Genomic DNA, 17,561 nt, shown 5'->3' with positions numbered 1-17,561 from the left:
GTTTTTTACGTGTGTAGCACAGCTTTTAAAGTTTGCGCTTGTTTTGGTGATTCTTTTCTTTTTGGGAGTGGCTGTTCCGGTGTTTCATTCAATTCCATTGCAACCTTTTTTCCATCTACGAAAGCTAAAAATACAGCACCTACAACCTCTAAAAATTTTTTCATCATTTATTCGCTCCTTTGTTTCATTTCTTGTCTTAATTGTATATGGAAGCGTGTGGACAAACTATCGAACGAGATGACAATACCATTACATTGTTGTAATGGAATGATTGGTGTAATGTAAGGAGCATTTTGTTATAAAAAAAATAGTACAGATATACAAAGAGAGTGTGTAACAGTTTTGAAAATATAGTATACTGAAAATACAACACATGAAGAATTTAGGGAAAAGAAAGTATGGTGAAACCATTTGGCTACCAAACATAATCAAATTTTAGAACATATTAATAGCCTGCCAGTAGGGCATAAAATTTCTGTGAGGCAAATTGCGAAAGATTTAGGTGTAAGTGAAGGGACAGCTTACAGAGCAATTAAAGATGCAGAAAATAAAGGATATGTTAGTACAATTGAACGTGTCGGAACAATTCGAATTGAACAAAAGAAGAAAGAGAATATTGAAAAACTGACATATGCAGAAGTCGTTAACATTGTCGATGGTCAAGTGCTTGGAGGCAGAGACGGACTACATAAAACATTAAATAAATTCGTAATCGGGGCTATGAAATTAGAAGCGATGATGCGCTATACAGAAGCAGGGAACTTACTTATTATCGGTAACCGTACGAACGCACATCAATTAGCATTAGAAGCTGGAGCTGCGGTGTTAATTACGGGTGGATTTGATACGGAAGATCATGTGAAGAAATTAGCAGACGAGTTAAAGCTACCGATAATTTCGAGTAGCTATGATACATTTACGGTCGCAACGTTAATTAACCGTGCTATTTATGATCAGCTTATTAAGAAAGAAATTGTACTCGTTGAAGATATTTTAACACCAATTGAAGAAACGTTATATTTAAAGCCAAGTGATACAGTACAGCAATGGCATGCCTATAATGAAGAGACGATGCATGGACGTTATCCAATTGTTGATGAAAATAAAAAGGTGTTAGGTATCGTAACTTCCAAAGATATGATTGGTGTTGTGAAAGAAACACCAATTGATAAAGTAATGACAAAGCATCCAATTACGGTAAATGGAAAAATGTCTGTCGCAGCTGCGGCACGTATGATGGTGTGGGAAGGTATTGAGTTACTTCCTGTTGTTGACGAAGGAAATAAATTACAAGGAATTATTAGCCGCCAAGATGTACTTCAGGCGCTGCAAATGATTCAGCGTCAACCGCAAGTTGGTGAAACAATTGATGATATTGTAACGAATCAATTTATGACTCCGAAAGAAGCAAAAAATGAGCATCTATACCAATTTTCAGTGACACCACAAATGACCAATTCAATCGGGACGTTATCTTACGGCGTATTCGCAACGATTGTGACAGAAGCAACGAATCGCGTCATTCGTGCGCAGAAGAAGAGTGACTTAATTGTTGAGAATTTAACCATTTATTTCGTAAAGCCAGTTCAAATTGATAATGTTGTATCAGTTCATCCGAAAGTATTAGAAATTGGGCGTAAATTTGGTAAGGTTGATGTAGAAGTGCATCATGAAGGTAATGTTGTTGGAAAAGCATTGCTTATGGTGCAATTGATCGATAAATAAAAAAATGGAACAAATCGCTTTGATTTGTTCCATCTTTTTTGTTTTATTGGGTTTTAAAGTTATTAATAAAGGTGTGGGGATTTTTAACAGAAGAGCTATGCGGAGAGATGATTATATAATGAGAAGTGACAGAATATTGATTCTTTTAGATTATATACTATGTTATAATTGGATTGTAAGATAATGGATGTCGGAAGGGGGATGCAATATGTCATCAGAATTACTCTTTTTTGGTGGTATCGCACTCTTTTATTTTCTTGTGATGATACCAATTCAATACTTATATTTACAAGGATTAAATGAAAAAAAGAAACGAACAGGATTATCTCAGCAAGAACTGTACAAACAGATGTCCTTTGAAGAAGAACAATTACATTTTCACGTACAAGGCAATCTATTTAATATACCTTCTGCGTTTGTTGCAAGTATGATTTTGAAGATTAAGGGACGTAAAAAAGCATCACAATATTGATGCTTTTTTACGTTGTTTTATAAGATTCAGCTTCTTTTACTGCTAATGGTAGAAAATGTTTATATTGGCGGAATCCATTAAATGTACTCGCAGTGCCAAATAAAATAAACAAAACGCCAACGATGATGCGGGCAGTTGAAAGCTCTAAAAAAAATTGGTTTATCCCAAAGAATAGGACGAATAAGCCGAGTGCCATAGCGGATTTCCCTGAGAGCCAACCTTTCTCCATTGGACGGTTTGTACGAAAGAATTTTGTTTTATAGAAGAGATACAACATAAATGAGACGATAATACAGAAGACTAAAACTGGCATAATGCACACTCCCATCGCTTTATATAAAATAGTGGAGAATAAAGAAATATCTAAACTTTCTAACTTTTATTATAAAGCAATTGTTCGCATGTATGAAATATTTTCCGCTATAATGGAGGATAAAGTGAAACTTTAATTAGTGTGGGGATATTTCCCCCCCACACTAATTATTAGTTGAACGAATTGGGCGTTTACGTGCAGTTGATCTGCCGCTTAACTTTGTCTCATTAGTTTCAATGTATTTTGAGGTGGGAGTTTTACTGCACGTTAATGCGGGATAAAGTGAAGAAGTTGAATGAAAAGGAGATTATACATATGCATGAACAAATTTTAGGAGCAATTAAAGAGTTCGATACAATTATTATTCATCGTCATGTGCGTCCGGATCCAGATGCGTTAGGTTCTCAGTGCGGACTTGGTACAATTTTGCAAGAATCGTTTCCAGAGAAAAATATTTATATGGTTGGGTACAACGAGCCTTCTTTATCGTTTTTACGAGTAATGGATGATATTGAAGATAGTGTATATGAAGATGCACTTGTTATCGTTTGTGATACAGCAAATCAAGAGCGTGTTTGTGATCAGCGTTATACAAAAGGAAAGATGTTAATTAAAATTGATCATCATCCAAATGAAGATCCGTACGGAGATATTACGTGGGTGGATACGACAGCAAGCTCTACAAGTGAGCTTATTTATGAGTTTTATTCTTATGGAAAAGATAAAGGATTAACGATTCCAAAGGAAGCAGCTCGCCTTATTTTAGCAGGTATTGTTGGAGATACAGGCCGCTTCTTATTCCCAAATACAACAGCAAAAACGCTTCGTTACGTAAGTGAGCTTGTCGAAATGGAAGTTAAATTTACGGATTTATACAACGAAATGTATAAGACAAAAGAAAAGATTGCTCGTTTAAACGGTTATATTTTACAAAACTTTACGATGGTAGAAGAAGGAGCAGCGTACATTAAATTAACGAAAGAGGTATTAGAAAAGTTTGATGTACTTCCTTCTGAAGCATCTGGTGTTGTCGGAGCGCTTGGTAATATTGATGGATTAAAGGCGTGGGTTCTATTTTTAGAGGAAGACGATGTTATTCGTGTTCGTCTTCGTTCAAAAGGACCGGTTATTAATAAATTAGCAATGCAATATAACGGTGGAGGACATCCGATGGCTTCTGGTGCAAAAGCATCTTCTTGGGAAGAAGCGGATCGTCTTTTTGCTGATTTACGTGAGCTGTGCAGATAAGAGCTTATATGTTAAAACGAAAAGAAGGAGAGGCGTAGAAGCCCTCCTTCTTTTCGTTTATTTTTCTTTCTCTATATCAATACTAATTTCAAGTACGGTATCAAAAGAGACTGTGTCTACTTTGAAGCGATATATACGATCGTAATGTTTGTACGTTTTATTTTCGATTACCTTTTTGAGTAGGTCTTTATTTTTGGCGATGCTTTGAATGTTTTTCGTTAAAAGATGTTGGAGATCGTTATGGATAGAAGTGGTCATATTTTCGAGTGTAAGGTTGTCTAAGTCATATTTTTCTCGATTTATAATTTTTATTTTGATTTCTTGAATTGTTAAGAGCCGCTTATTTTCCGTATTCAATTTCTCTTGATCTTCGAGAAGGACGTGGAGTTTTGCTTCTTGCTTTTCTATAATTTCTTTTTGTTCTGCTATTTTACTAGCTTGTTCTTGCTGGAAAACACCGTATATGTACAAAAAAATAAACCAGCTCAAAACCCCTCCAACAGCAGCACCAGCTAAAACTAAATACCACCTTTTTGCTGTATTGGCACTTGGTACTCTCATACATGTTCCTGTGTAAGCCATTTAATAATAATAAGACCAGTTTGCATACCACCAGTTGCGAAAAAAATAAGGAGAATTTGTTTTACGATATCTTTCATATCTCCGCCAAAGAAGCTTCTTTCAAAGCTATAAAAGGTATCGAACGTTCCGCCAATTGCTGCAACGAGTGCCCAAATCCTTAAATTTTGGGCAAATTGATTAATATAAGTTAGAGCTGGTTTTCCGATGAGAAATGCACCAAATCCACCAATTAATGAACCACCAAGTATAACTCCAAAGGCAATAAAGTAACTAATAATAAGCAGAGAGAAAAAAGTATGTTCTCTTACATCCATCGTCATTCCCCTTTCTTCTTCATATATATGGACAAAGTATGAGAAGTATGTTTTGATTTCCGCTTTCCTCATCACCTATAATAAAAGTAGTCAAATAGGTAAAGAGAGGGTACAACAGTGAAGTTTGTGCATTTACAATGTCAAACCGTTTTTAGTTTATTAAAGAGTGCTTGTAAAATTGATGAGCTTGTCATTCGGGCGAAAGAGCTTGGATTTTCATCGCTGGCCATTACGGATGAAAATGTCATGTATGGAGTTATTCCGTTTTATAAAGCATGCAAGAAAAATGGTATACAGCCTATTATCGGCTTAACAGCCTCTATTTTTAGTGAAGAGGGAGAAAGGTCTTATCCACTCGTCTTACTCGCTGAGAATGAAATAGGCTATCAAAATTTATTAAAGATTTCTAGCAGTATTATGACGAAGTCAAAAGAGGGTATTCCGAAGAAATGGCTTGCTCATTATGCGAAAGGATTAATTGCGATTTCACCAGGGAAAGATGGGGAAATTGAACAGTTATTATTAGAAGACAAAGAGAGTCAGGCTGAAGAAGTAGCCCGCACGTATCAAAATATGTTCGGCAATTTTTATATAAGTTTACAGTATCACGCGATTCAAGATGAACTGCTTTTGCAAGAAAAACTGCCTGAATTTATTAATAAGGTAAACGTTCCAGTCGTTGCAACAAATGATGTGCGCTACATTAATCAAAGCGATGCACTTGTTCATGAATGTTTATTATCCGTTGAGGGTGGAACGAAAATGACTGATCCAGATAGGCCGAGGATGAAAACGGATCAGTATTATTTAAAGTCGTCGGATGAAATGGAAGCACTATTTTCTCATACTGAGGAAGCGATTCAAAACACAATAAAAATCGCGGAGCGTTGCCAAGTGGAGATTCCTTTCCAGGTAAATCAACTACCTAAGTTTCCTGTTCCATCTAACGAGACGAGTGATATGTACTTGCGCCGTGTTTGTGAAGAAGGCTTGCAGAAACGATATGGCGTGCCGAAAGAAGTGCATATAAAGCGTTTGGATCATGAATTAAATGTTATTTCCCGCATGGGATTTAGTGATTATTTCCTCATCGTATGGGACTTTATGAAATATGCACATGAAAATCATATTTTAACAGGACCAGGACGTGGTTCAGCAGCTGGTTCGCTCGTTTCTTACGTATTGGAAATTACAGATATTGATCCGATTGAATATGACTTATTATTTGAAAGGTTTTTAAATCCTGAACGTGTGACACTTCCAGATATTGATATTGATTTTCCAGATATAAGACGTGATGAGATGATTCGATATGTGAAAGATAAATATGGTCAGCTTCGTGTTGCACAAATTGTAACGTTCGGAACCCTTGCAGCAAAAGCTGCAATTAGAGACATTGCTCGTGTAATGGGGCTACCGCCAAGAGATATTGACATATTTTCAAAACTTATTCCATCAAAGCTTGGTATAACATTAAAAGATGCATATGAGGAATCACAATCACTCCGTGAGTTTATACAAGGGAACCTTTTGCATGAGCGTGTGTTTGAAATTGCAAAACGTGTAGAGGGATTACCGCGGCATACGTCTATTCATGCAGCTGGCGTTATTATGAGCCAAGAACCGTTAACGGGAAGTGTAGCAATTCAAGAAGGGCATAACGATGTTTATGTTACGCAATATCCAGCTGATGTATTAGAAGAACTTGGCCTGTTAAAGATGGACTTTTTAGGTTTACGCAATTTAACGTTACTTGAAAATATTATGAAGTTTATCGTTAAAAAAACGGGGGAACAAATTGATATAAGAAATCTACCTCTTCAAGATGAAAAGACGTTTCAATTGTTAGGGAGAGGGGATACAACAGGTGTATTCCAGCTTGAATCAGGTGGTATGCGAAATGTACTTCGTGGGTTAAAACCGAATGAATTTGAAGACATAGTCGCTGTTAACTCGTTATACAGACCAGGACCGATGGAACAAATTCCAACCTTTATTGAATCGAAGCATGGAAAAAGAGGAATTGAATATTTACATCCAGATTTAAAGCCGATTTTAGAACGAACATACGGCGTAATTGTATACCAAGAACAAATTATGCAAATCGCATCGAAGTTAGCTGGATTTTCGCTCGGAGAAGCGGATTTACTGCGCCGTGCAGTGAGTAAAAAGAATCGTGATATTTTAGATCAAGAACGTAAACATTTTGTTCAAGGTTGTTTGAAAAATGGATACGACGAGACATCATCAGAACAAATTTACGATTTAATTGTAAGATTTGCGAATTACGGTTTTAACCGAAGTCACGCTGTAGCCTACAGTATGATCGGATATCAGCTTGCATACTTAAAAGCCAATTATACGCTGGAATTTATGACAGCATTATTATCAAGTGCAATTGGTAATGAAGATAAGATTGTGCAGTATATACGAGAAACGAAGCGGAAAGGTTTTCACGTCTTACCGCCGTCTCTTCAGAGAAGTGGTTACAATTTCCAAATAGAAGGAAATGCGATTCGTTATAGTTTACTTTCGATTCGGAATATCGGAATGGCTACAGTGACGGCGTTATTGGAGGAACGAGAGAACAAAATGTTTGAAGATTTATTTGAATTTTGTCTTCGTATGCCATCAAAGTTTGTCACAGAGCGAAATTTAGAGGCTTTCGTCTGGTCTGGATGTTTTGACGATTTTGGTGTTTCGAGGACGACTTTATGGAAAAGTCTTAAAGGGGCGTTAGAGTACGCAAATCTTGCACGTGATTTAGGAGATGCTGTTCCGAAATCAAAATACGTACAAGGAGAAGAGCTATCCTTTATTGAACAGTTAAATAAAGAGAAGGAAGCACTCGGTTTTTATCTATCTAGCTATCCGACAGCGCAGTATGTGAAGTTAGGAAAAGAATTAGAAATTCCATCTCTTGCTCAGGCGATGCGACATAAGAAAAAAGTACAAAGGGCAATCGTATATATAACAAGTGTGAAAGTTATTCGTACGAAAAAGTTGCAAAAGATGGCGTTTATTACATTCTGTGATCAAAATGATGAAATGGAAGCTGTCCTTTTCCCGGAAACATATATACATTTTTCAAACAGGCTACAAGAAGGAGAAATTGTTTTAGTTGATGGCACGATTGAGCAAAGAAATCATAAGTTACAATGGATTGTGAATGGACTATATCCGCTAGAAGAAATGGATGTTTATGAAGAGATGAAAGAAGCGTCTGTTTACGTGAAATTGCCGTCTCAGTATGAAAAAAAGCTTGTAAATCAAGTTACAAAAACATTGTTTGACTATTCAGGTTTTGCGAAAGTACTAATTTATTATGAAAAGGAACATAAAATGGTACAATTATCTCGAAGTTTATCAATTCATCCAAGTGAAGAATGTTTAGGAGCACTTCGTGAAATTGTCGGTGACGAAAATGTCGTTGTGAAAATATAATGGACAATTTCCCTACACTTCGATTATTATAGTAGTAGTGTTCGTGGTCAGACCACTTGGAGAAATTGATATCAGCAAGAATAATTTGAGGAGAGTGGATAGTTTGTCAACACTTCGTGAAGAAGCACTTCACATGCATAAAGTGCATCAAGGAAAATTAGAAACTGTATCAAAAGTAAAAGTAGAAAATGCAAAAGATTTAAGTCTTGCATATTCTCCAGGGGTAGCAGAGCCTTGTAAAGAAATTTATGACGATAAAAGTAAGGTATATGAATATACAATGAAGGGAAATATGGTAGCAGTTGTGACAGATGGAACGGCTGTACTTGGTCTTGGTAACATTGGACCTGAAGCATCTCTTCCAGTAATGGAAGGTAAAGCTGTATTATTCAAGAGCTTTGCTGGTGTAGATGCATTCCCAATTGCCTTAAATACAAACGATGTAGATAAAATTGTTGAAACTGTAAAATTAATGGAGCCAACTTTTGGTGGTGTAAACTTAGAAGATATCGCAGCACCAAATTGCTTCATTATTGAAGAACGTTTGAAAAAAGAGACAAATATTCCTATCTTCCATGATGATCAACACGGAACAGCTATCGTAACAGTAGCAGGCCTTGTGAACGCGCTGAAATTAGTTAGGAAGAAAATGTCTGACATTAAAGTTGTCGCAAATGGCGCAGGTGCAGCAGGTATTGCAATCATTAAACTTTTATATCGCTATGGTGTACGTGACGTTATTATGTGTGACCGTAAAGGTGCGATTTATGAAGGTCGTCCTGTCGGTATGAATCCCGTGAAGGATGAAGTTGCAAAATATACAAATAAGAATCGTATAGAAGGTTCTTTAGCTGACGTTGTAAAAGGTGCGGACGTATTCATTGGTGTATCTGCCGAAGGTGCATTAACTCAAGAGATGGTTCGTACAATGAATGACGATGCGATTATTTTCGCAATGGCGAATCCGGTTCCGGAAATTATGCCAGAATTGGCAAAAGCAGCGGGCGCAGCTGTTGTTGGAACAGGTCGTTCTGACTTCCCGAACCAAGTAAATAATGTACTAGCGTTCCCTGGTATTTTCCGCGGTGCACTTGATGTACATGCGACACAAATTAATGAAGAAATGAAGATGGCAGCTGTAAAAGCCATTGCAGAGCTTGTATCAGAGGATGAGTTGAATGCAGATCATATCATTCCAGCGCCGTTTGACGCGCGTGTAGCGCCTCAAGTAGCGGCTTACGTTGCGAAAGCAGCAATGGAGACAGGAGTAGCTCGCCGTCAAGTAGATCCAAATGAAGTCGCTGAGAAAACAAAACAATTAGCGCTGATTGGCAAAGAATAAGCGAGGAATTTCCATTGACATCATCAAATACAAAAGTATATCTCGAAATTGTAAAAAAAATCCGTTCCATTATGGAAGAGGATGGTTTAGTAGCGGGGGATCGTTTGCCGTCTGAGCGTGAGTTAAGTTCACGTTTAAACGTTGGACGATCCTCTGTAAGAGAAGCATTGCGTGCTTTAGAATTGGTAGGGTTAATTGAAACAAGACGCGGTGAGGGGACGTTTATTCGAAACTTTTACGATAACGGTCTTGTACAATTAATTGCTCCGTTTCTACTGCAAGATGAGAAAACAATTCGTGATTTATTACAAACAAAACGATTGCTTGAGAAAGATATGATTCGAATTGTATGTAATTTACCGAAAGAAGCGTTTTCTAAAGTGCTAAGTAAATTACATCAAGTGCTTGAAGAAAACGCAAGTTCAATTCCGATGCTTCATCAAACGTTCTTTAAAACACTTATTGAACAAGTCGATAATTATTTACTATATCGCATTTGGATGATCGTAAATGATTACGTTGCAACTCTTTCTTGTGAAGTTTCAGGAGATTCTATCGAATTGTATAGAAAGCTGTATACTACTTTGGAAGTGAAACAAGAAAATGATGCGTTAAAAATTTACGATGAATTAGTAGAGAATATACAGTTTCACTCGTAATGTATAAAATTTGTCGAAATGACCATGACACGTTATGACAAACATTCTACCGCATAGCGGTTAAAGTTAAACGTAAAGAGAGAGGTTATTAGACAGATTGAGAAGATAAGGCTAACATCAAACTTTGGTGTTAGCCCCATTTTCTTCTTACGCTAACCTTAGCTCTCAACGAAGGGGGTCAAATTGTGCTAAGAGATTTATTCGTGAAAAAGAAAAAGTACGCTGCAATACCTTCAGAACAAGTACGAAAAGATGTACCAGATGGCGTTATGACAAAATGTCCGAAATGTAAAAAAATCATGTATACGAAAGAGCTTCTTAAGAATTTAAAAGTATGCGTAAATTGTGGATATCATCATCCAATGAATGCATGGGAACGTCTTGACAGTATATTGGACGAAGGTTCATTTCGTGAGTATGACAAAGAGATGGTTTCATTAAATCCGCTTGAGTTTCCAGGATATGAAGAGAAACTAGAAAACGATCGTAAGAAGACTGAATTGAATGAAGCGGTTGTAACTGGTGAAGGAACAATTGATGACATGCTTGTTGTTGTTGCAGTAATGGATTCTCGTTTTCGAATGGGCAGTATGGGCTCTGTTGTAGGAGAAAAAATTGCCCGTGCAGTTGAAAAGGCATACGACTTACAAGTTCCATTTATTATCTTTACTGCGTCGGGTGGTGCCCGTATGCAAGAAGGGATATTAAGTTTAATGCAAATGGCGAAAACAAGCGTAGCTTTGAAAAAGCATAGTAATGCAGGAGGGTTATTTATTTCTGTTATGACTCACCCGACGACGGGCGGGGTTTCAGCGAGTTTCGCTTCACTTGGTGATTATAATCTTGCAGAGCCAGGTGCACTTATCGGATTTGCTGGTAGACGTGTAATTGAACAAACAGTGCGTGAGAAACTGCCGGAAGATTTCCAAACGGCAGAATTTTTACTAGAGCACGGTCAATTAGATGCGGTTGTGCATCGTGATGATATGAGAGAATCACTCCGTAAGATTTTAGAAGTTCATCAAGGAGGGGAAATGGCTGTATGGCAGAGCTAGAATTTGAGAAACCAGTTGTTGAGCTAAGAAATAAGATTCGTGAACTGAAAGACTATACGAAAAACAGCCAGATGGACTTCAGTGAGGAGATTCGTATTTTGGAAGACAAGCTAGAACATTTAGAGGAAGATATATACGGCAATATGAAAGTATGGGACCGTGTCCAAATTGCTCGTCATGCAGAACGACCGACAACGCTCGATTATATTGAGCACTTATTTACTGATTTTTTTGAATGTCATGGAGATCGTCTTTTTGGCGACGATGCAGCGATTGTCGGCGGCATTGCGAAATATAAGGGAATGCCTGTAACTGTAATTGGGCATCAACGCGGAAAAGATACGAAAGAAAATATTCGTCGTAATTTTGGGATGCCTCATCCAGAAGGATATCGAAAAGCACTGCGTCTAATGAAACAAGCGGAAAAGTTCAATCGTCCAATTATTTGTTTCATTGATACGAAGGGAGCTTATCCTGGTAAAGCAGCTGAAGAGCGTGGTCAAAGTGAAGCTATTGCCCGTAATTTATTCGAAATGGCCGGTTTAACTGTACCTGTTATTTGTATTGTTATCGGTGAAGGTGGTAGTGGTGGTGCGCTAGGTCTTGGAGTAGGAGATTACATTCATATGCTAGAAAATTCCACTTATTCTGTTATTACACCAGAGGGTGCGGCGGCAATTCTTTGGAAAGACGCTGGAAAAGCGAAAGAGGCTGCAGAAGCGATGAGAATTACAGCATTAGATTTGAAAGAATTAGGTGTAATTGACGAAATTATTCCAGAGGCGCGAGGCGGGGCGCATCGTAATGTTTTGAAACAATCAGAAAATATAGATTTAATGCTTAGAAAAACTTTTGAACAATTAAGCGGAATTTCGAAAGATGAATTAATCGAAAAACGTTATGAAAAATATATGAAAATTGGGCAAGTTTCGTTTTCAAACGCTTCCATTTGGATAAAATAAGAAAAGCGTGCGTTCCTCTTCGCGAATGCACGTTTTTATTATGAAAAGACACATCTTCTCCATTGTGTTTTTATATTTTTTCGTGTTATTTTATTATAAGGCAAATAATCTTTATGAGGTGAGTACAAATGAAACGTATTGGTGTATTAACAAGTGGTGGAGATTCACCTGGTATGAATGCTGCCATTCGTGCAGTTGTTCGTAAAGCGATTTTCCATGATATTGAAGTATATGGTATTTACCATGGATACGCTGGTTTAATTTCTGGTCATATTGAAAAATTAGAACTTGGTTCTGTTGGCGATATTATCCACCGTGGTGGTACAAAATTATATACAGCAAGATGTCCTGAGTTTAAAGACCCAGAAGTACGACTTAAAGGAATCGAGCAATTAAAGAAACATGGTATTGAAGGACTTGTTGTTATTGGTGGAGATGGTTCTTACCAAGGCGCAAAAAAATTAACTGAGCAAGGATTCCCGTGTGTAGGTGTACCAGGTACAATCGACAATGATATTCCTGGAACAGACTTCACAATTGGTTTCGATACAGCTTTAAATACTGTTATTGATGCAATTGATAAAATCCGTGATACAGCTACATCTCATGAACGTACATATGTTATTGAAGTAATGGGACGTCACGCTGGAGATATCGCATTATGGGCTGGTTTAGCTGATGGTGCAGAAACTATCTTAATCCCAGAAGAGAAGTATGACATGGATGATGTTATCGCTCGTCTGAAACGCGGTAGTGAACGTGGTAAAAAGCATAGTATTATCGTTGTAGCTGAAGGTGTTGGAAGTGCAATTGATATCGGTAAGCACATTGAAGAAGCAACAAACTTTGATACTCGTGTAACTGTATTAGGTCACGTACAACGTGGTGGATCACCAAGTGCACAAGACCGTGTATTAGCAAGTCGTCTTGGCGCAAGAGCAGTTGAATTATTAATTGCTGGTAATGGCGGACGTTGTGTTGGTATTCAAAACAATAAACTTGTTGATCATGATATTATCGAGGCGTTAGCTCAAAAGCATACAATCGATAAAGATATGTATCAATTATCTAAAGAATTATCCATCTAATTGACTTAATGTCAGATATTTGGGAACGGTTTCATAATTTTCGGAGGTGCAATATGCGTAAAACTAAAATTGTATGTACTATAGGTCCTGCTAGTGAAAGTATTGAGAAATTAGAGCAATTAATCGAAGCGGGTATGAACGTTGCTCGTTTAAACTTCTCTCACGGTAGCCATGAAGAGCATGGAGCTCGTATTAAAAACATTCGTGAAGCTTCAAAGAAAACTGGTAAAACAGTTGGTATTTTACTTGATACAAAAGGCCCAGAAATCCGTACACATGACTTCGTAGACGGACAAGCTGAGCTTGTAACAGGTGCAGAAGTAGTTCTTTCTACTGAACAAGTATTAGGAACTGCAGAGAAGTTCTCTGTATCTTATGCTGGTCTTTATGATGATGTAGACCCAGGTTCTCGCATTCTAATCGATGACGGTCTTATCGAACTAGAAGTAATCGAGAAAGCTGACGGAAACATCCGTACAAAAGTATTAAACAGCGGAACTGTAAAAAATAAAAAAGGTGTTAACGTACCAAATGTAAGCATTAAGCTTCCTGGTATCACTGAAAAAGACGTTAAAGATATCGTTTTCGGTATCGAGCAAAAAGTTGATTTCATCGCAGCATCTTTCGTACGTAAAGCATCTGACGTATTAGAAATCCGTGAATTATTAGAAGAGCATAACGCTCAGTATATCCAAATCGTACCAAAAATCGAAAACCAAGAAGGTATCGACAATATCGATTCAATCTTAGAAGTTTCTGACGGTTTAATGGTAGCTCGTGGTGATATGGGTGTAGAAATTCCACCAGAAGAAGTACCATTAGTACAAAAACGTCTAATCAAAAAATGTAACGTATTAGGCAAACCAGTTATTACTGCAACGCAAATGTTAGATTCTATGCAACGTAACCCACGTCCAACTCGTGCGGAAGCAAGTGACGTAGCAAACGCAATCTTCGATGGTACAGATGCAATCATGCTTTCAGGTGAAACTGCTGCGGGTCAATACCCTGTAGAAGCTGTAACAATGATGGCTAACATTGCAGTACGTGTTGAAAAATCATTACAATATGAAGATATGTTCAAAAAACGTATTAAAGAGTTCACTCCAACAATTACAGATGCAATTAGCCAATCTGTTGCGCACACAGCACTTGCTCTTGATGTAGCTGCAATCGTAGCTCCAACAGAAAGTGGATATACTGCGAAAATGATCTCTAAATACCGTCCGAAATCTCCAATCGTAGCTGTAACATCTGACGAGCAAGTAGGACGTCGTCTTGCGCTTGTTTGGGGTGTTCAAGCGTTTATGGCTGGAAAACGTGCAGCTTCTACTGACGAAATGTTAGATACTGCAATTCAAACAGGTATGGATGCAGGTCTAATTGGACTTGGAGATACTGTAGTAATCACTGCTGGTGTTCCAGTTGCTGAAACTGGTACAACAAACTTAATGAAAATCCACGTTGTTGGTGAAGAAGTTGCTAAAGGGCAAGGTATCGGTCGTAAAGCTGCAAAAGGTAAAGTAGTTGTAGCGAAAACAGCTGCTGAAGCTGTAGCGAACGTAAACAAAGGTGATATCCTTGTTACAACAAGCACTGATAAAGATATGATTCCTGCAATTGAAAAAGCTGCTGCTCTAGTAGTTGAAGAAGGTGGCTTAACAAGCCATGCGGCTGTTGTAGGTGTATCAATCGGTATTCCTGTTATCGTTGGTGTAAACGGCGTAACAACAACTTTAAAAAATGGCCAAGAAGTAACAGTTGATGCAGCACGCGGAATTGTTTATAATGGACATGCGGAAGTGCTATAAGAAGTAATACGGAGAGAAGGAGCGGAGTCCTTCTCTTTTTTTTACACAAACAAGGGTAGAGATAGCTTTAAATGCCTGAAATTACTTTGGAAAACGTTTGTTATAATGTTTAACGGCCCAAAGGTTATTTATCTTTTGTAGAGCTTATATGAGCGTTTTGAGGGGCTTATAAGGGGATTTGTTAAGTTGATGAGGAAGAGGCGATGTTTAAGCCTTTTGAATGAAATATGAAGGAGTGTGGAGTTATGAAGTGGTTACTATGCTTGCTTATTTTAATACCGGCGATTGAGATTACGGTATTAATAGTGTCGAGTCATGTAATAGGTTTATGGTCTACGTTCGCTATAATTGTATTTACGGGTATTGTAGGTGTGTATTTGGCGAAACGACAAGGGTTTAAAGTACTTAGGGAGATTCAATTCAGGTTAAATAGAGGAGAAATGCCGGGTGATGCGGTTTTAGATGGTATTTTTATATTCGTAGGAGGTATTCTTTTGGTTTTGCCTGGATACGTAACGGATATAATTGGTTTTATCTTTGTTGTTCCTGCAACGAGGGCTTTATTGAAACCAGTTGTTATGAAGTGGATTGATTGGAAATTTAGAAAGAGAACTACTATTATTGTTCAAAAATAACGCGTAGATCATAGTGATCTACGCGTTATTTTTTATTTTGTTTGCTAATTATGAGTGGTTAGAATCTAGTTGGAATGTGAGCTTCCTGTAAAAGTTGGATTGTTGCCAGTTAATAATCAGTAGGGATAGAGAGTGTTTCTTATGAATTAAAGGTTTTACTTTAAGTGATGCTCTTATATTGGGGTTTGACTAGTGCAAAGAAGGTAGGTGAGAAGAGGAAAACTACTGATTAAAAGGGTCCCCTACCTCATTTTGTATATTTATTCATTTACATAAAAAGTAATAAATGTAAGGAATAATTATAGGGTAAATAGAATAAAAATGTAATTTTAACCTAAAACATGCGTTTTTTATGCAAAAAATAAGAGAATTATCCTTTTTTAGGAAATTCTCTTTCGGATGTAGTTAGTACAAAAAAAGTACAGTGAATAATCAGTGGGAAATTCCCACTGATTACAGTTAATTTTTTTATTGTGTATGAATTAGAAAATATTATTTTGATGGTGAGCCCTTGATGAATTTCCATAAGTCATGGAATACATGAGCTTTGTGTAATGTATTAAGTAGCACTAATGTGACTGGACCGATGATTAATCCTAAAAAACCAAAGAGCTTAAAGCCGACAAATAGAGCGATGAGTGTCGCTAATGGATCAAGTCCAATATTAGATGAAAGTACTTTCGGCTCCATGATTTGTCTTTGGACAATCACGACGATGTATAGGATGAGAAGACCGATGGCGAATGCAGTGTCGCCTGTGAAAAATACGTATATAACCCAAGGAACGAAGACAGCTCCTGTTCCTAAATACGGGAGTAAATCTACAACTCCTGTAATAATCGCGATAGTAATTGCGTATGGCACGCGTAATATTAAAAGACCGATTAGTACAATGATAGTTGTCATAGATACGAGTGTAAGTTGCGCTTTAACAAAACCGAACAAAGCTTTTCTTAAATCGACAAAAATAGTTTTTCCGTATCCATGTACACGATTGGGTAGGAGTTTTCTTGCTTTATGAGCAAGACGATGCCAATCGTAACTAATGAAGAAAGTGGCTAATAAGACGAATACAAGGACAGTTAAAGTTGTTGGTAATGCACTAATGAAATTTGTTAATCCGCTTATAATGGCGGTTAAAAGTTCTTTCATTTGTGTCGTTGCTTCGGTACCTAAGTTTTGAATGTTTTGTGTAATGGTGTATCGCTGTGGTTCTCCGAGATGATTAAATTTAGAGATTAAATCATCATAGAGAGGCATAATATGATTAAGTGCAAATTCTTGGGCGAATGCAACGATATCTGGAAACTTCACTGTAACAATTTGTAGTAAGTATGTTGTGGCAGATATTGCTTCAGTTACAAGGTATGTAACAAGTCCGACGATAGCTCCGAACACGAGAATTAAGCTAACGAGTACCGATAACGCACGAGGAAATTGTAGTTTTTGATTAAGGAAATTGACGACAGGATTAATCAAATAAGCGAATGCAAAAGCGATAATAAAAGGGTAAATAAGGCCTGACATGTAAAGTAAGGCATAGAACCCAACTACCGTTGCTACAATGACAAATATGAGTCGTAATATCGTATATAGTAAGTTTCGGTTCAAAGATGTATACCTCCCATTCCAATTTGGATTATCCTAATTCGTTCAACTTATAACTAGTGAGATTCACTGATCAAAGTTTCACTTTATGTTATAGTGGAATGATGGATTTAGCTTGCTTTTGCAGTGGAATAATGACTGTAAAAGCTTGTTGGTGATGCTTCTACTATATGGTAAAAACTTCATTTTCTCTCCTTTTTATTTTACCTGTTTCTTATTAGAAAAGAAAGGAGAGACAGCCGGTGTATGCATGCTTTAGTTTTTTTCTGGTTAAAGTCTTGTTTGTAATTTTGAAACGCATAT

Annotated in this window: 16 protein-coding genes; 11 read left to right on the top strand and 5 right to left on the bottom strand. The window is 37.2% G+C overall.

Annotation, left to right across the window (positions count from 1 at the left end; all coding sequences use genetic code 11):
• Positions 1 to 5: 5 nt before the first annotated feature.
• The gene (locus ACTFQM_RS17875; RefSeq protein ID WP_002122994.1) at positions 6 to 167 is read right to left on the bottom strand and encodes a hypothetical protein; all 162 of its coding nucleotides are present in this window, start codon (positions 165 to 167) and stop codon (positions 6 to 8) included.
• 244 nt (positions 168 to 411) lie between these two features.
• On the opposite strand from ACTFQM_RS17875, the gene ACTFQM_RS17870 reads away from it, so the two are divergent.
• Positions 412 to 1,725, top strand: a complete 1,314-nt coding sequence (locus tag ACTFQM_RS17870; RefSeq protein ID WP_002173733.1) for a CBS domain-containing protein — start codon at positions 412 to 414, stop codon at positions 1,723 to 1,725.
• A 208-nt stretch (positions 1,726 to 1,933) separates the two neighbouring features.
• Entirely contained in the window at positions 1,934 to 2,197 is a 264-nt protein-coding gene (locus ACTFQM_RS17865) for a DUF3949 domain-containing protein (RefSeq protein WP_025147574.1), read from the top strand.
• Between the two features lie 7 nt (positions 2,198 to 2,204).
• Here the strand turns inward: ACTFQM_RS17865 and ACTFQM_RS17860 are convergent, their stop codons facing one another.
• Entirely contained in the window at positions 2,205 to 2,510 is a 306-nt protein-coding gene (locus ACTFQM_RS17860; protein ID WP_002173730.1) for a YtpI family protein, read from the bottom strand.
• Positions 2,511 to 2,825: 315 nt separating this feature from the next.
• Here ACTFQM_RS17860 and ACTFQM_RS17855 point away from each other — a divergent pair, with 315 nt between their 5' ends.
• Positions 2,826 to 3,758 (top strand): DHH family phosphoesterase, encoded by a 933-nt coding sequence (locus tag ACTFQM_RS17855; RefSeq protein WP_440035433.1) that lies wholly within the window; start codon positions 2,826 to 2,828, stop codon positions 3,756 to 3,758.
• Positions 3,759 to 3,815: 57 nt separating this feature from the next.
• On the opposite strand, the gene ytrI is transcribed toward ACTFQM_RS17855, so the two are convergent.
• Together ytrI and ACTFQM_RS17845 are read right to left on the bottom strand one after the other, a co-directional pair.
• A complete protein-coding gene (gene ytrI, locus ACTFQM_RS17850) occupies positions 3,816 to 4,319 on the bottom strand; it encodes a sporulation membrane protein YtrI (RefSeq protein ID WP_002173728.1) in 504 nt (167 codons plus the stop codon).
• The gene (locus ACTFQM_RS17845; RefSeq protein ID WP_002034291.1) at positions 4,316 to 4,729 is read right to left on the bottom strand and encodes a YtrH family sporulation protein; all 414 of its coding nucleotides are present in this window, start codon (positions 4,727 to 4,729) and stop codon (positions 4,316 to 4,318) included. The genes ytrI and ACTFQM_RS17845 overlap by 4 nt, the downstream gene beginning before the upstream one ends.
• 42 nt (positions 4,730 to 4,771) lie before the next feature.
• Between ACTFQM_RS17845 and dnaE the strand changes: the two genes are divergently transcribed.
• The 8 genes from dnaE (at position 4,772) to ACTFQM_RS17805 (ending at position 15,650) form a co-directional block, all read left to right on the top strand.
• Positions 4,772 to 8,098 carry a DNA polymerase III subunit alpha gene (gene dnaE, locus ACTFQM_RS17840; protein WP_440035431.1) on the top strand — a complete coding sequence of 1,109 codons (3,327 nt, stop codon included), beginning with the start codon at positions 4,772 to 4,774 and terminating at the stop codon, positions 8,096 to 8,098.
• 133 nt (positions 8,099 to 8,231) lie between these two features.
• Positions 8,232 to 9,440, top strand: a complete 1,209-nt coding sequence (locus ACTFQM_RS17835) for an NAD(P)-dependent malic enzyme (RefSeq protein ID WP_440035824.1) — start codon at positions 8,232 to 8,234, stop codon at positions 9,438 to 9,440.
• A gap of 14 nt (positions 9,441 to 9,454) precedes the next feature.
• Positions 9,455 to 10,099 carry a FadR/GntR family transcriptional regulator gene (locus tag ACTFQM_RS17830; protein WP_440035429.1) on the top strand — a complete coding sequence of 215 codons (645 nt, stop codon included), beginning with the start codon at positions 9,455 to 9,457 and terminating at the stop codon, positions 10,097 to 10,099.
• Between the two features lie 185 nt (positions 10,100 to 10,284).
• On the top strand, positions 10,285 to 11,154 hold the full coding sequence (gene accD, locus ACTFQM_RS17825) for an acetyl-CoA carboxylase, carboxyltransferase subunit beta (RefSeq protein ID WP_002173724.1): 870 nt from the start codon (positions 10,285 to 10,287) through the stop codon (positions 11,152 to 11,154).
• Positions 11,142 to 12,116: an acetyl-CoA carboxylase carboxyl transferase subunit alpha gene (accA, locus tag ACTFQM_RS17820; protein WP_048372219.1), complete on the top strand. Its 975-nt coding sequence runs from the start codon at positions 11,142 to 11,144 to the stop codon at positions 12,114 to 12,116. The genes accD and accA overlap by 13 nt, the downstream gene beginning before the upstream one ends.
• Before the next feature lie 128 nt (positions 12,117 to 12,244).
• Positions 12,245 to 13,204, top strand: a complete 960-nt coding sequence (gene pfkA, locus ACTFQM_RS17815) for a 6-phosphofructokinase (RefSeq protein WP_002173722.1) — start codon at positions 12,245 to 12,247, stop codon at positions 13,202 to 13,204.
• A gap of 53 nt (positions 13,205 to 13,257) precedes the next feature.
• Complete coding sequence (gene pyk / locus ACTFQM_RS17810; protein WP_002173721.1) at positions 13,258 to 15,015, top strand: pyruvate kinase; 1,758 nt, start codon at positions 13,258 to 13,260, stop codon at positions 15,013 to 15,015.
• 245 nt (positions 15,016 to 15,260) lie between these two features.
• A complete protein-coding gene (locus tag ACTFQM_RS17805) occupies positions 15,261 to 15,650 on the top strand; it encodes an FxsA family protein (RefSeq protein ID WP_265621989.1) in 390 nt (129 codons plus the stop codon).
• A 492-nt stretch (positions 15,651 to 16,142) separates the two neighbouring features.
• Here the strand turns inward: ACTFQM_RS17805 and ytvI are convergent, their stop codons facing one another.
• Positions 16,143 to 17,261, bottom strand: a complete 1,119-nt coding sequence (gene ytvI / locus ACTFQM_RS17800) for a sporulation integral membrane protein YtvI (protein ID WP_098306390.1) — start codon at positions 17,259 to 17,261, stop codon at positions 16,143 to 16,145.
• Positions 17,262 to 17,561: the final 300 nt, after the last annotated feature.

The sequence above is a fragment of the Bacillus cereus group sp. MYBK30-2 genome (genome assembly GCF_051915945.1).
Classification (GTDB): domain Bacteria; phylum Bacillota; class Bacilli; order Bacillales; family Bacillaceae_G; genus Bacillus_A; species Bacillus_A paramycoides.
This window is presented reverse-complemented; position numbering and strand designations above follow the sequence as displayed.

Excerpts from the sequence above, each read along its gene's own strand:
- ACTFQM_RS17875 (WP_002122994.1), bottom strand. The coding sequence starts at position 167 with ATGATGAAAAAATTTTTAGAGGTTGTAGGTGCTGTATTTTTAGCTTTC.
- ACTFQM_RS17855 (WP_440035433.1), top strand. The coding sequence starts at position 2,826 with ATGCATGAACAAATTTTAGGAGCAATTAAAGAGTTCGATACAATTATT.
- ACTFQM_RS17865 (WP_025147574.1), top strand. The coding sequence starts at position 1,934 with ATGTCATCAGAATTACTCTTTTTTGGTGGTATCGCACTCTTTTATTTT.
- pfkA (WP_002173722.1), top strand. The coding sequence starts at position 12,245 with ATGAAACGTATTGGTGTATTAACAAGTGGTGGAGATTCACCTGGTATG.
- ACTFQM_RS17860 (WP_002173730.1), bottom strand. The coding sequence starts at position 2,510 with ATGCCAGTTTTAGTCTTCTGTATTATCGTCTCATTTATGTTGTATCTC.
- pyk (WP_002173721.1), top strand. The coding sequence starts at position 13,258 with ATGCGTAAAACTAAAATTGTATGTACTATAGGTCCTGCTAGTGAAAGT.
- accA (WP_048372219.1), top strand. The coding sequence starts at position 11,142 with ATGGCAGAGCTAGAATTTGAGAAACCAGTTGTTGAGCTAAGAAATAAG.
- ACTFQM_RS17805 (WP_265621989.1), top strand. The coding sequence starts at position 15,261 with ATGAAGTGGTTACTATGCTTGCTTATTTTAATACCGGCGATTGAGATT.
- ytrI (WP_002173728.1), bottom strand. The coding sequence starts at position 4,319 with ATGAGAGTACCAAGTGCCAATACAGCAAAAAGGTGGTATTTAGTTTTA.
- ACTFQM_RS17835 (WP_440035824.1), top strand. The coding sequence starts at position 8,232 with ATGCATAAAGTGCATCAAGGAAAATTAGAAACTGTATCAAAAGTAAAA.